The sequence below is a fragment of the Mesoterricola sediminis genome (genome assembly GCF_030295425.1).
Lineage (GTDB): Bacteria > Acidobacteriota > Holophagae > Holophagales > Holophagaceae > Mesoterricola > Mesoterricola sediminis.
Genome location: NZ_AP027081.1, coordinates 524,546 through 539,224 on the forward strand (window position 1 = coordinate 524,546; position 14,679 = coordinate 539,224).

A 14,679-nucleotide genomic window follows, 5' to 3' on the forward strand; every position below is an offset into this window, starting at 1 on the left:
ACCCATGAGATTCGCACTCGCCATCGGAACCTTCCTGATCCTGGTGATCCACGGGATCGTCTTCTACAACCAGTTCTCCCACAGGTGGGAGCGCCACCAGATCGCCTACTTCGACCAGGCCCGCGGCCTGGCCAAGACCGACGCGGAGCGCCAGGCCCTGGACGCGCGAAAGCCGCGGGTGGAGCAGACCGTCGTGGCCGACTTCGGGGAGACCCGGGTCGACCGCTGCATCACCTGCCACATGGCGGTGGACGATCCGCGCTTCGCCGCCTACGCCCACCCCCTGAAGACCCATCCGTACTCCACGGCCATGGGCGACGTCCAGAAGAACGGCAAGTGGGAGCGCCGCCACAAGTTCAACGAGTTCGGCTGCACCGTCTGCCATGACGGCCAGGGCCGGGGCCTCTCGCCCTTCTACGCCCACGGCGAGGACGAGTTCTGGCCCGATCCCCTCCTGGGCTACACCACCCAGGAGAACTGGCGCAAGGACTTCCGCCCCATGCTCAAGGGCAAGGAGTACATGGAGGCCAACTGCGCCCAGTGCCACCCCTCCCCCGACTTCAAGGGGACGCCCACGATCCGCCGCGGCATGGACCTCTTCTACGCCAGCAACTGCTTCGGCTGCCACCGCATCGAGGGCCTCTCCGACGGCACCATCGGCCCCGATCTCTCCGAGGTCGGCCGGAAGTTCAAGGTCGACTACATCTACGCCCGCATCAAGGATCCCAAGAGCATCCTGGCGACGTCGATCATGCCCAAGTTCAACATGCTCAAGGACGAGGACATCAAGGCCCTCGTGATCTTCCTCAAGAGCCGCAAGGGCAAGAACTTCTCCGAAACGGAAATGGACCGCTACCGCATCCGGGCCACCGGCGGCGCGGAGCTGGTCCAGGCGCACATCAAGCCGGTGGCCATCCAGCCGGCCACCATGGTGAAGCAGGGCGAGCAGCTGGTCGTCGACCGGGCCTGCACCGCCTGTCACAAGCTGGGCGCCCGGGACGGCCAAGTCGCGCCGGACCTCTCCTTCGAGGGGCTGCTCAAGGACGCCACCTGGATCGAGGGCCACTTCCGGAACCCGAAGGCCTACCTGCCGGATTCCATCATGCCGGCCTTCCGCTTCACCGAGGATGAGTTCAAGGCCATGACCGCCTACCTGGCGGGCCTCAAGGTCCCGCCGCCCCTGCCCACGCCGGAGGCCACCTTCAAGGCCCTCTGCGTGCGCTGCCACGGGGAGAAGGGCGACGGCCTCGGCCCCATCGCCGAGCACCTGGATCCCGCGCCCCGGGACCTCACCAAGGCCGCCTTCATGCGCTCCAAGCCCATGGCCCGCCTCGTGGGGTCCATCCGCGAGGGCGTGCCCGGGACCTCCATGCCCGCCTGGGGCAAGCTCCTGGACGAGCAGAAGGCCAAGGACCTGCTGGGCTACATCCAGACGACCTTCGTCAAGGAGCCCCGCACCGAGCCCAAGCCCCACGACGTGCCCGCGGTGAACCCGGTGCCGTCCAGCCCCGAATCCATCGCCCGGGGCCAGGCGACCTTCGTGAACCGCTGCGCCGGCTGCCATGGCAAGAAGGGCGACGGCAAGGGCCCCAACAGCCTCGACATCCTCCCCAAGCCGCGCAACCTCCGCAATGCCGCCTTCCTGGCGGGCATCCAGGACCGCCGGCTCTTCGAATCCATCCTCTACGGCGTCCAGGGGACCGCCATGCCCAACTGGATCGACTACGGCCTGACGAACAACGACGTGGGCGACCTGGTCAATTTCATCCGGAACCTCAATCCCAAACCTAAGGGGGGCCAGTAATGCAGGAACAATACAGCCAGGCAGAAGCCGGGTCCTCGGCGCCGGGCGCGCTCGTCCACGCCGATACCGCCGCCAAATGGTTCATGGTCAGCTCGGTGGCCTACTTTTTCATCGTGGGCATCATCGCCATCATCATCGCCGCCAAGTTCGTGTGGCCCGAGCTGATGGCCACCACCCCATGGCTGACCTACGGGCGCATGCGCCCCCTCCACGTGAACGGCATGCTCTTCGGCTGGCTCCTCTGCGCCGACATGGGCCTGACCTACTACATCGTGCCCCGGCTCTGCGGGACGAAGCTCTGGAGCGAGAAGCTGGCCCTGGCCAACGCCATCCTCTGGAACATCATCGTGCTGGGCGCCGTCGTCAGCCTGCTGGCGGGACGCAACAAGGGCTTCGAGTACGGCGAGCTGGAGATGAGCCTGAGCGTCCTCGTGGTCATCGCGTGGCTCATGTTCACGGGCAATGTCCTGATGACGGTCTTCAAGCGCAAGTACGAGGCGATGTACGTCTCCATCTGGTACATCATGGGCTGCCTGCTCTGGACGGCCTTCGTCTACCTCACGGGCAATTTCGCGACCCTGCTCGCCACCGGCGTCAACCAGGCCAACCTGAACTGGATGTACGTCCACAACGCCGTGGGCCTCATCTTCACCCCGGTGGGCCTGGGCATCGCCTACTACTTCATCCCCCGCGTCTCCAACACCCCGCTCTACTCCCACAAGCTGAGCATGGTCGGCTTCTGGAGCCTGGCCTTCGTCTACGTCTGGACCGGCGCCCACCACATGCTCCACGGGCCCATCAGCCAGTGGCTGCAGACCATCGCCATCGCCTTCAGTCTCATGCTGCTGATCCCCGTGTGGGCCGTGGTCTACAACCTCCTGGTCAGCATGAAGGGCCAGTGGCACCAGCTGCGGGACAAGGTCGAGCTGAAGTTCCTCATGTCCGGCGTCATCTTCTACCTCCTCACCTGCTTCCAGGGCCCCATGCACAGCCTGCGCACGGTGAACGCCATCGTCTCCAAGACGGACTGGATCCCCGGCCACGCCCACATGGCGGTGCTCGGCGCCTTCAGCTTCTTCGCCATCGCCGGCACCTACTACGCCGCCCCCCGCATCTTCGGGAAGAACCTCTTCTCCCAGGCCCTGGCCAACTGGAGCTACTGGTTCATCATGGTCGGCGGGCTCGGCTTCTTCGTGACCCTCTGGCTCGGCGGCTTCTGGCAGGGCTGGCAGTGGAACAACGTGAGCATCCCCTTCATCGACACCGTGGTGGCCCTGGGCCCCATCTGGACCGTGCGGTTCTTCTCGGGCGTGATGATCTTCCTCGGCATCGTGATGTTCGCCTACAACATCATGGCCACCGCGCTGGGACCCGAAACCGAGGCTGCGGCCTAGCGGCCCGAAAGGAGCGAACATGCTGAGAAAAGCCGACACCTCCTCCGTCTGGGCCATCGTCGCCTCCCTCGTGCTCTTCTTCATCGGCGGCCTGCTGACCACGGTCGTGCCGCCCATGGTCGACAAGAGCTGGGGCAGGCCCTTCCAGAACGCGGACCCCGCCAAGGGCCCCACGGGCCAGCTGCGCAGGCTGACCGACCTCGAGCTGAAGGGCCGCGCCATCTACATCCGCGAGGGCTGCTGGTACTGCCACACCCAGCAGATCCGCACCCTCCAGGCCGACACGATCCGCTACGGCTGGAAGGGCGTCGCCGCCCCCATCTCCACGCCCGACGAGTTCGTCTACGACTCCCCGCACATGTTCGGGACCAAGCGCACCGGCCCCGATCTCGCGCGGGTGGGCGGGAAGTACGACACCCAGTGGCACCGCACCCACTTCCGCAACCCCCGGGATCTCGTGAAGGGCTCCATCATGCCCATGTTCCCCTGGATCGCCAATGATCCCAAGGAGCTCGAAGCCATGGTGGCCTACCTCCAGACCCTCGGGCGCGCCAAGGACTGGCGCCCCAACAACGACTACGAGAAGTAGCCATGGACTACACCTGGCCCAGTGTCTATTTCGCCTACCTGTTCTTCGCCCTCATGTTCGCCCTGGCGGTCTTCTTCTTCCTGAAGACCGTCCGGGACGGCTACTGGGGCAAGAACGGCGAGGACATCAAGTTCCGGATGCTTGAAGACGACGGCGATAGGAGATCCCATGAGTGAGCACGAGGAGATGAAGGAATACGCGGGCGGGTGGATGACCGAGCGGAAGGGGACGGACATCCCCCCCTTCCTCAAGCTCGCCTTCCCCGTCATCGGCCTGGGCTGCACGGCCTACATCGTCCTGCAGATGATGGGGGACGTGCACCACGCCACCCGCGGGAAGTTCGTCCAGGAGTTCAACAAGGTCTCGCAGACCAGCCCGGCCCTGCAGTACTTCGTGGCCGCGCTGGCCCTGATCTACGTGGTGATCACCGTGATCTTCACGTTCAAGGCCTTCAAGGAGGACTAGCACCGTGGACAGCAATTGGCAGCTCAGGGTACCGGACGACTCCCAGTACTGGCTGGAGATGGTCAAGTGCCAATACGCGTGCCCGGTGAACACCGACGCATGCGCCTACGTGACCGCCATCGCCGAAGGCCGGTACGAGGACGCCTACCGGGCCGCCCGGGCCACCAATCCGTTCGCGTCCATCTGCGGCCGCGTCTGCGGGGCCCCCTGCGAGGCCAACTGCCGCCGGGGGTCCCTGGACGAGCCCGTGGCGATCCGCGCCCTCAAGCGGTTCGTCACGGACAAGTTCGGGCCGGAGACGGGGGACTACGCCAAGTACCGTGAGTTCTGCGACCAGCGCATGCTGCCCCCCAACCGGGGCGACTTCGAGCGGGTCGCGGTGGTCGGCGCCGGCGTCTCGGGCCTCACCGTGGCCCACGATCTGGTCCAGATCGGCTACAAGGTGACGGTCTTCGAGGCGGACGCGCAGCCCGGGGGCATGCTGATGACGGGCGTGCCGGTCTACCGGCTGCCCCGGGAGCTCGTGCAGCACGAGATCTCGGCCATCCTCTCCATGGGCGTCGAGCTCAAGTGCAACATGAAGCTCGGGCGGGACTTCACCATCCAGCAGCTCCGGGACCAGGGCTACAAGGCGGTCTTCCTGGGCGTCGGCCTCCCCAACGGCCGGAAGCTGGGCATCCCCGGGGGCGATGCCCCCATGGTCTACGACGGGATCGAGTTCCTGCGGGCCTTCAACGAGGGCAAGCCCCTCGAGATGGGGCGCCGGGTGATGGTGGTGGGCGGCGGCAACGTGGCCTACGACGTCGCGCGGTCCGCCCTGCGGCCCTTCGAGGCGCTGGAGGAGGCCGCGGCCCTGGACGACATGAGCCACGGGGAGAAGGTCGCCTACGACGTCGCCCGGAGCGCCCTGCGCCTCTCCGGCGACAAGGAGATCCACCTCATGTGCCTCGAGTCCCTCGAGGAGATGCCCGCCGACAGGATCGAGATCCACGAGGGCGAGGAGGAGGGGGTCCGCCTCCACAACCGGCGCGGCCCCCGGGAGATCGTCGTCGAGAACGGCAAGGTGAAGGCCATGCGCATGGTCAAGTGCCTCTCCGTCTTCGACGAGCAGCGCCGCTTCAATCCCAGGTTCGACGAGGAGGCTCTGGAGGACGTGCCGGTGGACACCGTGGTCTTCGCCATCGGCCAGGCCTCGGACCTCTCCTTCCTGGCCCCCGGCGACGGGGTCGAGGTGGAGCGGGGCCTCATCAAGGTCAACCGCGAGACCTACCAGACCACGGCCCCGGACGTGTTCGCCTGCGGCGACATCGCCCACGGCGCCCGGCTCTTCATCGACGCCATCGCCTCCGCCCACGTGGCGGCGCGGTCCATGCACGACTTCCTCCGGGGAACCCGGACGGACGTCGTCGTCCGCAAGCGCTGGGTCCCCGCCGTCTACACCATGGCGGAGGGCTGGCACCGGGCCGAGCGCTGCAACGCCCCGGCCCTGGACAGCGAGATCCGCGCCAACTCCATGGAGATCGTGGAGTTGAGCTACCCGGAGGAGATGGCCCGCCAGCAGGGCGCCCGCTGTCTCCGCTGCAACATCAACACGGTCTTCGACACCTCCACCTGCATCGCCTGCAACGGCTGCGTGGACGTGTGCCCCGAGAACCTCATCAAGCTGGTGGGCCTCAGCCGGCTCAAGGACGAGGACGCCTTCTCCCGCCTGGAGGAGGCCGGGGTGGACCTGAGCTTCGGCCAGTACCAGGCCATGACGGCCGAAGAGAAGGACGAAATGGGCGGCATCATGCTGAAGGACGAGAGCACGTGCATCCGGTGCGCCATGTGCGCCTCCCGGTGCCCGACCCAGGCCATCACCATGAAGCGGTTCGACCACTACAAGGAGTGCGTCACCGTGCCCTCGCCCAACCCGAGGATCCTGTACAAATCATGAGCGAAGCGACCCGACCTGCCAGGCATTGGCTCCTCGCCGAGAAGCGGGCGCCCCTCCCCCCCGCGGGGAAGGACCACCTGAAGCTGCGCAAGCGGGTCCACCTGCTCTGCTTCCTGGTCTTCCTGGCGCTGCCCTTCACCAACCTGATGCGGGTGGACATCCCCCGCCAGCGGGTGTTCCTGGGCGGCGCCGAGATCCTCATCAGCGAGTTCAGCATCCTGTTCTTCGCGACCATGTTCGCCATGTTCGTCGTGGCCGCCATGGCCATCGTGTACGGGCGCATCTACTGCAGCTACGCCTGCCCCCAGATGATCTTCAGCGAATGGAGCGTCTCGGTGGAGCGCTGGGCGGCCAACGCGGCGGGGCGCCTCCTGCCCCGGGGCGGCGCCGGCGCGCGGAAGGCCCTGGGCCGCGGAATCTTCCTGGCGGCGCTCGCGGCGGCCTCGGTGGTCCTCGCCTTCATCTTCACGGCCTACTTCGTGGAGCCCAGGGACCTGCTCCACCGCCTCCTCCGCTTCGACCTGGTGACGGTGGGGGGGCTCACGGGCGCCGTGGTGACCCTCCTGACCTTCCTGGACTTCACCCTCCTGCGGCAGAAGTTCTGCACCACGATATGCCCCTACGGGTACATCCAGGGCTTCCTCCAGGACCGCCAGTCCCTGCTCGTGGAGTACCGGGACCCCTCCGCGGCCTGCATCGAGTGCAACAAGTGCGTGCGGGTCTGCGAGATGGGCATCGACATCCGGAAGGGGCCCTTCCAGATCGAGTGCGTCCACTGCGGCGACTGCATCGACGCCTGCGAGGACGTGCTCCGGCGGGTGGGGCACCCCGGCCTGATCTCGTACTCCTGGGGCGGGGGGAAGGCCCAGGACCGGGGGGAACCCTGGTACCGCCGCTGGGGGATCCGGGACGCCAAGCGCGTCGCGATCCTGGCGGTGATGGTGGCCTACCTCTGCGCCCTGGGTGTGGCCATCCACGGGCGGAAGCCCGTGCTGATGCGCCTGAACTCGGACCGCACGACCCTGTTCACCCGGCTTCCGGACGGACGGATCGCCAACCGGGTCCGCATGAACCTGGCGAGCCGGCTCTCCCGGCCCGTGGAGGTGAAGGTGTGGGTCGAACGGCTCCCGGGCGTCCAGGTGGGCCTGGACCCGAATCCCCTCACCCTGGGGCCCGGGCAGACCCTGGAGCGGACCTTCGATATCATCGCGCCGGCCACCTGGCCCGGCGCCCAGGAACTGAACCCCATCCGGGTGATGATCCAGTCCTCGGACCGGAACGCCTCGGACGGGGCGGATATGATGTTCATCATGCCGGCCGGGAGGAATTGATCATGGACGCGACGCGCAAGGCCGGACGGCCCTACCTTCTGTTCTTCGGGGCCATCTGCGTCCTGTTCATCGGCATCCTGGTCGTCACCTGGCGCATCACCCGGCGGGCGACCATCGTGATGCTGGACGAGCAGGGCCAGGTCACCACCCGCTGACCATGGCCCCGGCCATCCCCTGCGACCTGTGCGGCACCCCCGCGGGGACGGGGGCCTGCGCGCGCGTGTTCCTGGAGGCGGAGCGCACCTTCTGCTGCCACGGCTGCATGAACGTGTACGCGATCCTGGTGGAGAGCGGGGCGGTAGCCGCGGGGACGGACCTGCGGACGACGGAGCTCTACCTGCAGAGCCTCAAGCTGGGGCTCATCGGCCGCACCACGGAGGGCCGACCCCCCCTCCCGGAGGACGCGCCGACCCGGGAGGAGCTCTACCAGCTCTCGGGCCTCTGGTGCACGTCGTGCGGGTGGCTGGTGGAGCAGGCCCTGGCCCGGGAGTACGGCGTCGTGGCCGTGGATGTGCTCTTCACCTCGGACCTCCTCCGCATCAAGTACTGCCCCCAGTACGTGCCGCCGGACGTCATCCCGGCCCGGGTGGCGGCCCTGGGCTACCGGGCCCGGCCCCAGGGCGAGGCGGGGGAGGCGGACCGCAAGGACTGGCAGGACATGACCCTCCGCCTGGGCATCGCCTTCTTCCTCTGGATGAACGTGATGCTCTTCAGCCTGGTGGTCTACGCCAGCTTTTTCGAGCACATCGCCGACGGGGCCCGGCGGGCGGTGCCCTTCATCCTCATGGCCCTGGCCCTGCCGGCGGTGACGTGGAGCGCCTGGCCCATCCACCGCCTGGCCTGGTACGGCCTCCGGCAGGGCAAGCTGCGCCTGGAGGCCCTGATCTCCACGGGGGTGGGGGCGGCCTTCCTCTACAGTTCGGTCCAGGCCGTCCTGGGCGGCCGGCACTACTACTTCGACACCGCCTGCGCCATCGTCACCCTCATGCTCACGGGCAAGGCCCTGGAGCGCTCCGCCAAGGAGCGCAGCGCCCGGGCCATCGCCATGCTCCATCGGTTGCTGCCCCGCAAGGCCCGGGTCCGGACGGAGGGCGAGGAGCGCTTCCTGGCCATCGAGGCCCTGGCGCCCGGGATGGTCTTCCTGGTGAAGGCGGGTGAGCGCATCCCCGCCGATGGCGAGGTGGTGGCGGGGGCCTCGGACGTGGATGAATCGGTCATCACCGGGGAATCCGAGCCCCGGCCCAAGGGGGCGGGGGACCCGGTCGTGTGCGGCAGCCTGAATGGCGCCGGGGTCCTGGAGGTGCGGGTGACCCACGCCTCGACGGACTCCTCCCTGGCCCAGATCGTCCGGTCCGTGGAAACGGCCCTGGCCAACCGCAGCGGCCTGGAGCGGACGGTGGACCGTGTCGCCCGGCTCTTCATCCCGACGGTCCTGGTCCTCTCCCTGGGCACTTTGGCGGGCGCGCTGGTGGCCGGGCTGGGCGGCACCGAGGCCATGCTCCGGGCCATCGCCGTCCTCGTCATCGCCTGCCCCTGCGCCCTGGGGATCGCGACCCCGCTGGCGACCACCGCGGCCGTGGGGGCCGCGTCCCGGCGGGGCATCCTGATCCGGGACGTGGGCGTCCTCGAGACCTTCCGCAAGGTGGACGCGGTGATCCTCGACAAGACCGGCACCGTGACGGAGGGGGTCTTCCGCATCCGGGGCGAGGCCCTGGCGCACCTGGACCTGGTGGCCTCCCTGGAGGCCTACTCCGAGCACCCCCTGGGCCGGGCCCTGGTGGCCCACGCCCGGAGCCAGGGCCTGCGTCTGGTGGACGCCTCGGAGGTGGAGGTCCGGCCCGGCCTCGGCCTGGCCGGCACGGTGGACGGCCGGCGGGTGGCCGTGGGCAACCGGCCCATGATGGACAAGGAAGGGGCGGAACCGACGCCCGAGACCAACGCCCAGGCCTCCGCCTGGCAGGCCGAGGGCCTCACCGTGGTCTTCGCCGCCGTGGACGGGGTCCCCTGCGGGGCCCTGGCCTTCGGGGACGCCCCGCGGAAGGACGCGGCGGACCTCGTGGCCGCGCTCAAGGCCCGGGGCGTGCGCACCCTCCTCCTCTCCGGGGACGCGCGGGCGACGACGGCCCACATGGGCCAGCGCCTGGGCGTGGACGAGTGCCTGGGCGAAGTGCCGCCCGCGGAGAAGGCCGAGGCGGTGCGCCGCCTCCAGGCCCGGGGCTCGGTGGTGGCCATGGTGGGGGACGGCGTCAACGACGCCCCGGCCCTCGCCGCCGCCGACCTGGGCATCGCCCTGGGCTCCGGGGCCGACCTGGCCCAGCACGCGGCGCCCATCGTGCTCCTTGGGGGGAGCCTCGGGCGCATCGAGGAGACCTTCCGCGAGGCGGAGCGGACCCTCCGGGTCATCCGCCAGAACCTCTTCTGGGCCTTCTTCTACAACACGGCCGGCATCTACCTGGCGATGACGGGGGTCCTCAACCCCATCCTCGCGGCCGGCGCGATGGTGCTCTCCAGCCTCTCGGTGATCGGCAACTCCCTCCGCCTCAACGGGCGGTGACGGTTCCCAGGGCCACGGGCACCTCGACGATGTGGCGCGCGCCGTCCACGAAGAGGGCGGCCCGGGTGTGCCGGAGCGCGAGGGGCCCGGGGGCGGCGCCGGCCCTGGCGGCCAGGGCCACCGACAGGAGGGGGCCGGCGCCCAGCACGGGGCTGGCGCCCTCCCGGTGGAAGACGCCCACCTGGAGCCGGCCGCCGCGGCGATAGCCCCGGGCCAGGCTGGGCGGGTCCACCCCCGGCTCGAGGGGGCCGTGGTTGAGGAACCGCTGGGAGGTGCCCGGGACGTCCCCCCACCCGGCGCGGGCCTCGTCCGTCTCCAGAAAGAGGGTGACGCCCCGCAGGGCGGTGCCGGCGGGTCCCACCAGCCGCAGCACGAGGGTGGACGTGCCCTGGGTGGCGGGATCGGCCTCCAGGCGGAACCCGGTGGGGGCGGGGTCGCGGTAGGTGAGCGAGGGGGGCGCGGCGGGGCGGCCGGGGCCGCCGCTGGATCCGCCCCCGCAGGCGGCGAGGGCGAGAAGGAGCAGGCCGGACAGGTGGGCGCGGAGGGTCATGGCAGGCGATCCAGGTGGTCGAGGAGAAGGGCGGCGTCCAGGGCATCGATCCGGCCGTCGCCGTCCAGGTCGGCGGCGTCGTTGTAGTGGGCGTCGCCCCGGGCGGTGCCGAGGGCGGCCGCCAGGCGGGCAAGGTCCGCCAGGTCCACCCGGCCGTCCCCGTCCACGTCGGGGCTCTTCACCTGGAGGGTGAGGGTGCCCGATAGGCCGTGCGCACCCTCCGCCCGGGCCGTGAGGGTCACGGCACCGGGGTGATCGGGGGCCACGAAGGTGACATGGCCCGGCCCGGCATCCCGGAAGCGCCCGCCCGAGGCGCTCCAGTGGACGGGGGCGCGCGGGTGGGCCACGAAGGTGCTGTGGATGCGCAGGCGGGCGCCGCACACCACCGTGGTGCGGGGGGCCTCCACCCGGAGTTCCGGGGCGGCCGCGGGGGTCACGGTCACCCGGACCTCGGCGCTCAGGGCGTCGCCGTAGGGATTGGCGGCGCGCACGGCGTACTGCCCGGCGTCGGCGGCGCGGGCGGCGGCCACCTGGAGCACCGCGCCGTGGGCCCCCGGGAGGGGGTGCCCGTTCCGGAACCACTGGTAGGTCACGGGCGGATCCCCGCCCACGTCCGCGACCAGTTCGAAGGGCTGCCCCTCGGCCAGGGCCGGGGCGCCGGCCCGGATGACGGGGGCGGGCGGGGCGGGGGCCCGGAGGTCCACGTCCAGGTCGGAGATGACGTCGAAGGTGTAGCGCCGCTCCCCCCGGGGGGTCAAGGCGTTCCAGCCGCCCTCCGGGTAGAGGGTGAGGAGGTGGTCCAGTTCGGGCGGGCCCGGCAGCGGGTGGAGGCTGTCGAGGGCGATCCACCGGTGGGCCGCGGGGTCCGGGGCGCTGCGGTCGTAGCCGGCGAGGGTGATGTAGTGGCCGCCCCGCTTCAGGATCACGGGCCGGCCTTCCGCGAGGAGGCCGCACACCTCGTCCACGATGTCCGCGTCGGACCACAGGGCCGTGTCGAGGGGCTGCGATCCCACGTGGACCAGCCGGTACGAGGGGAAGCGGCCGACGGGGAAGGGGGAGGCGTGCTGGGCGCGCTCCGCGAAGGCCGCGTGGGGGTTGGACCAGGGCACCAGGATCCCCGCCTGGTTGAGGCGGTCGAGCACGGTGCCGAAGTAGTTGGGCTGGCAGGGGTCCTCGCCCCCGGCCCGCATCAGCTCGTTGACGAACTGGACCGAGAGCCGCGCCTGGATCCCGTACACCCGGGCCAGCTCCAGTTCGAGGGCGCCCAGGGCCGAGAAGGCGTAGCAGTTGTTGCAGAGGCCCTGGTGGCGGTCCGCGGGCGGGTGGGTGCCGCCGGGGCGGAGGTCCACCCGGCGGGGCAGGGCCTCCGCCGGCCGAGGGTCCACATGGACGGTGAAGGCCACCTGGCGGGAGGGGTCCGAAGCCAGGCTGGCCGTCACCACGGAGGTGCCGCCGCCCGCGCGCGGGGCCCGGAAGGCCATGTCCCAGCGGCCCTGGTCCTGGACACTGAGCTGGCCGGGACCGGCCAGGCGCCAGGTGACGGCCTCCTGGCCGGTTCCGCCCGGGGCGAGGACCCGCAGGAGCAGGTGCCCGCCGGCGCCCAGGTGGAAGACCGTCGCCGGACCGTTCGGGTAAATGGAAGCCGGCTGGGCGGCCAACCCGCAAGGGAGGGCCAGGGCCACCAGCGCGGCGGGCATGTATTTAATATTCATTGACTCCACCGCCCCAAAAATGAGCCCCGGCCGGCAAAAGTTCCGAACCAGCGCGGGGGGGGGCCTTTGGTTTATCCTTGAGGCCACGATCCCTTGCCACCCATGAGCCCGCTCCCTCCCCTCCTCGCGTCCCGGCAGCAGGGTCGCCTCGCCACCAGCCAGCTCGCGCTGGTGCTGGGGCTCCTCCTCGTCCTGCTCGTGATGGCGGGGGCCGCCGGCTCCATCCTCACCCTGCGGCACCGGGAGGTGAACATCTGGCGCAAGCAGATGGACAGCCACACCCTGGCCCTGGCGGAGCACGTCTACCAGAACATGGCGGCCGCCTGCCTTGCCCTGGACCGCATCGCCGACGATGTGCGGGAGGCCCGGGCCCGGGACCCCCAGGACCTGCGGCGGCGCCTGGGCGGGGAGGCCGCCTTCCGCATGCTCCGGGACCAGACGCGGGACATGCCCCAGGTGGACGTGGCCACCATCGTGGCGGACAACGGAGACGTCATCAACTTCACCCGCAGCTGGCCGCCGCCGCCCATCAACCTCGCGGACCGGGACTACTTCCAGGCGCGGCGGGCCGACCCCGCCCTGGGCGAGTTCATCAGCCTGCCGGTGCGCAACAAGGGCAACGGCAAGTGGGTCTTCTACCTGAGCCGCCGGCTGGAGGACCCGCAGGGCCGCTTCCTGGGCCTGGTGCTGGTGGGCATGTCCGTGGACGTCTTCACCGAGTTCTACCAGCGCTTCGCCGGCAACCTGGGGGAGGGGGCCTCCATCGCCCTCCACCGGCGCGACGGGGTGCTGCTCACCCGGTGGCCGCGGGTGGACGCGGAGATCGGCCGCACCGAAGGGGCGGACCCCAGTCTGGCGATCCTGGCCGGGGGCGCGTCCGCGGGAACCCGCTACGGCCCCGATCCCGCGGCGGGCCGCGGCGGGCCCGACCTCCTGATGGCGGCGCGGGTGGTCAACCGGCATCCCCTCGTCGTGAGCCTCACCCTGACGGACGCCTTCATCCTCGCCCACTGGCGCCACCTGGTGCAGGTCATCCTCGCCCTCACCGCCGCCGCCCTCGTGGCCATCGGCGGGGCCCTGGCGGTGCTGGTGCGCGCCATCCGCCAGCGGGAGGCGGACATGGTGCAGACCCTCCAGCTCAAGCGCCAGGCCGAGGTGGCCAACGCCGCCAAGTCCAGCTTCCTCGCCACCATGAGCCACGAGATCCGGACGCCCCTCAACGGCGTCCTGGGCATGACGGAGCTCCTGATCCAGACAGGCCTGGACGAGGAACAGACGGGCTACGCCCAGACGGTCATCGGCTCGGGGCGGCAACTGCTGGCCATCATCGAGGAGATCCTGGACTTCTCCAAGATCGAGGCCGAGAAGATGCAGCTGGAACAAGTGGCCTTCGACCCCTGGGGCATCGTCCAGGAGACGGCCGCCCTGTACCGGGAGAACGCCCAGCGGAAGGGCTTGGACCTGATCGTGGAGGGCCCCGGGGCGCCCCTCCCCTGGGTGCTGGGCGATCCCGTCCGTCTCCGGCAGATCCTTGCCAACTTCATCAGCAACGCCCTCAAGTTCACCGCGGCCGGGTCCGTGCGGGTGAGCCTGGACACCCTGCCGGACGGCGCCCTCCGCTTCGCGGTGAAGGACACGGGCATCGGCATGAACCCGGCGGACGTGGACCGGCTCTTCACCCCCTTCACCCAGGCCGACGGTTCCATCACGCGGCGCTATGGCGGCACCGGCCTCGGTCTGGCCATCTGCCGGGGGCTGGCCGACCTCATGGGCGGGCGCGTCGGCGTGGAGACCGGGCCGGGGGCGGGCTCCTGCTTCTTCCTGGAGGCCCCCTTCCCCCGGGCCGAAGGCCCGACAGCCGTTCCGGAGGTCCCGGAGGCGCCCATCCGCCCCATCCGGGCGCTCCTCGCCGAGGACAACCTGGTCAACCAGAAGCTGGCGGCGACCCTCCTGGCCAAGCTGGGCTGCACCTGCCACCTGGCCGGGGACGGCCGGGAGGCCGTGGAGGCCGCGCGCCACGAGACCTTCGACCTCATCCTGATGGACTGCATGATGCCGGACCTGGACGGCTTCGAGGCCGCGCGGCGCATCCGGCGCCTGGAGGCGGACGCCGGCCGGCCGCGGGTCCCCATCGTGGCCCTGACCGCCAACGCGACGAAGGAGGACATGGCCCGGAGCCGGGAGGCCGGCATGGACGACTTCCTCTCCAAGCCCTACACCAGCCGCGCCCTGCGGGAGATGATCACCCGCTGGACCTAGGGTGGCTGGATCGCATCACCGGAGCCCCTTGTTCCGATCCTTCGTGCTGGCAAGGGTTCTTTACATACCCTTGCCGTTACGAAGG

The 14,679-nt window shown here is 70.2% G+C and carries 12 protein-coding genes; 10 read left to right on the forward strand and 2 right to left on the reverse strand.

Translation table 11 applies throughout. The features are described 5' to 3' along the window. Positions 1–4 precede the first annotated feature (4 nt). Genes R2J75_RS02380 through R2J75_RS02420 form a run of 9 tightly spaced genes read left to right on the forward strand, consistent with a single transcriptional unit; the run spans position 5 to position 10,073 of the window. A complete protein-coding gene (locus R2J75_RS02380) occupies positions 5–1,804 on the forward strand; it encodes a c-type cytochrome (protein ID WP_243330666.1) in 1,800 nt (599 codons plus the stop codon). Then, positions 1,804–3,198, forward strand: coding sequence for a cbb3-type cytochrome c oxidase subunit I (locus R2J75_RS02385; RefSeq protein WP_243330664.1), 1,395 nt, complete (start codon positions 1,804–1,806; stop codon positions 3,196–3,198). The genes R2J75_RS02380 and R2J75_RS02385 overlap by 1 nt, the downstream gene beginning before the upstream one ends. 19 nt (positions 3,199–3,217) lie before the next feature. Then, positions 3,218–3,787 carry a cbb3-type cytochrome c oxidase subunit II gene (locus R2J75_RS02390; RefSeq protein ID WP_243330662.1) on the forward strand — a complete coding sequence of 190 codons (570 nt, stop codon included), beginning with the start codon at positions 3,218–3,220 and terminating at the stop codon, positions 3,785–3,787. Between the two features lie 2 nt (positions 3,788–3,789). After that, the gene (locus R2J75_RS02395; RefSeq protein WP_243330660.1) at positions 3,790–3,963 is read left to right on the forward strand and encodes a hypothetical protein; all 174 of its coding nucleotides are present in this window, start codon (positions 3,790–3,792) and stop codon (positions 3,961–3,963) included. Beyond that, a complete protein-coding gene (locus R2J75_RS02400) occupies positions 3,956–4,252 on the forward strand; it encodes a hypothetical protein (protein ID WP_243330658.1) in 297 nt (98 codons plus the stop codon). Before R2J75_RS02395 ends, R2J75_RS02400 begins: the two co-directional genes overlap by 8 nt. A gap of 4 nt (positions 4,253–4,256) precedes the next feature. Then, positions 4,257–6,188 carry an FAD-dependent oxidoreductase gene (locus R2J75_RS02405; protein WP_243330656.1) on the forward strand — a complete coding sequence of 644 codons (1,932 nt, stop codon included), beginning with the start codon at positions 4,257–4,259 and terminating at the stop codon, positions 6,186–6,188. Beyond that, a complete protein-coding gene (locus tag R2J75_RS02410) occupies positions 6,185–7,519 on the forward strand; it encodes a 4Fe-4S dicluster domain-containing protein (protein ID WP_243330654.1) in 1,335 nt (444 codons plus the stop codon). Before R2J75_RS02405 ends, R2J75_RS02410 begins: the two co-directional genes overlap by 4 nt. Before the next feature lie 2 nt (positions 7,520–7,521). Beyond that, positions 7,522–7,674, forward strand: a complete 153-nt coding sequence (locus R2J75_RS02415) for a hypothetical protein (protein WP_243330651.1) — start codon at positions 7,522–7,524, stop codon at positions 7,672–7,674. A 2-nt stretch (positions 7,675–7,676) separates the two neighbouring features. Beyond that, entirely contained in the window at positions 7,677–10,073 is a 2,397-nt protein-coding gene (locus R2J75_RS02420; protein ID WP_316410996.1) for a heavy metal translocating P-type ATPase, read from the forward strand. On the opposite strand, the gene R2J75_RS02425 is transcribed toward R2J75_RS02420, so the two are convergent. Together R2J75_RS02425 and R2J75_RS02430 are read right to left on the reverse strand one after the other, a co-directional pair. Continuing rightward, complete coding sequence (locus R2J75_RS02425) at positions 10,060–10,623, reverse strand: hypothetical protein (RefSeq protein ID WP_243330647.1); 564 nt, start codon at positions 10,621–10,623, stop codon at positions 10,060–10,062. The genes R2J75_RS02420 and R2J75_RS02425 overlap by 14 nt on opposite strands. Further along, a complete protein-coding gene (locus R2J75_RS02430) occupies positions 10,620–12,320 on the reverse strand; it encodes a dockerin type I domain-containing protein (RefSeq protein ID WP_316410997.1) in 1,701 nt (566 codons plus the stop codon). The genes R2J75_RS02425 and R2J75_RS02430 overlap by 4 nt, the downstream gene beginning before the upstream one ends. Positions 12,321–12,437: 117 nt before the next feature. Between R2J75_RS02430 and R2J75_RS02435 the strand changes: the two genes are divergently transcribed. Then, entirely contained in the window at positions 12,438–14,594 is a 2,157-nt protein-coding gene (locus R2J75_RS02435) for a hybrid sensor histidine kinase/response regulator (RefSeq protein ID WP_316410998.1), read from the forward strand. Positions 14,595–14,679 lie beyond the last annotated feature (85 nt).

What these genes read in the sequence shown, in the direction of transcription:
- R2J75_RS02380 (WP_243330666.1), top strand. Translation starts at nt 5, where the DNA reads ATGAGATTCGCACTCGCCATCGGAACCTTCCTGATCCTGGTGATCCAC.
- R2J75_RS02385 (WP_243330664.1), top strand. Translation starts at nt 1,804, where the DNA reads ATGCAGGAACAATACAGCCAGGCAGAAGCCGGGTCCTCGGCGCCGGGC.
- R2J75_RS02395 (WP_243330660.1), top strand. Translation starts at nt 3,790, where the DNA reads ATGGACTACACCTGGCCCAGTGTCTATTTCGCCTACCTGTTCTTCGCC.
- R2J75_RS02430 (WP_316410997.1), bottom strand. Translation starts at nt 12,320, where the DNA reads ATGCCCGCCGCGCTGGTGGCCCTGGCCCTCCCTTGCGGGTTGGCCGCC.
- R2J75_RS02425 (WP_243330647.1), bottom strand. Translation starts at nt 10,623, where the DNA reads ATGACCCTCCGCGCCCACCTGTCCGGCCTGCTCCTTCTCGCCCTCGCC.
- R2J75_RS02415 (WP_243330651.1), top strand. Translation starts at nt 7,522, where the DNA reads ATGGACGCGACGCGCAAGGCCGGACGGCCCTACCTTCTGTTCTTCGGG.
- R2J75_RS02420 (WP_316410996.1), top strand. Translation starts at nt 7,677, where the DNA reads ATGGCCCCGGCCATCCCCTGCGACCTGTGCGGCACCCCCGCGGGGACG.
- R2J75_RS02390 (WP_243330662.1), top strand. Translation starts at nt 3,218, where the DNA reads ATGCTGAGAAAAGCCGACACCTCCTCCGTCTGGGCCATCGTCGCCTCC.
- R2J75_RS02410 (WP_243330654.1), top strand. Translation starts at nt 6,185, where the DNA reads ATGAGCGAAGCGACCCGACCTGCCAGGCATTGGCTCCTCGCCGAGAAG.
- R2J75_RS02400 (WP_243330658.1), top strand. Translation starts at nt 3,956, where the DNA reads ATGAGTGAGCACGAGGAGATGAAGGAATACGCGGGCGGGTGGATGACC.
- R2J75_RS02435 (WP_316410998.1), top strand. Translation starts at nt 12,438, where the DNA reads ATGAGCCCGCTCCCTCCCCTCCTCGCGTCCCGGCAGCAGGGTCGCCTC.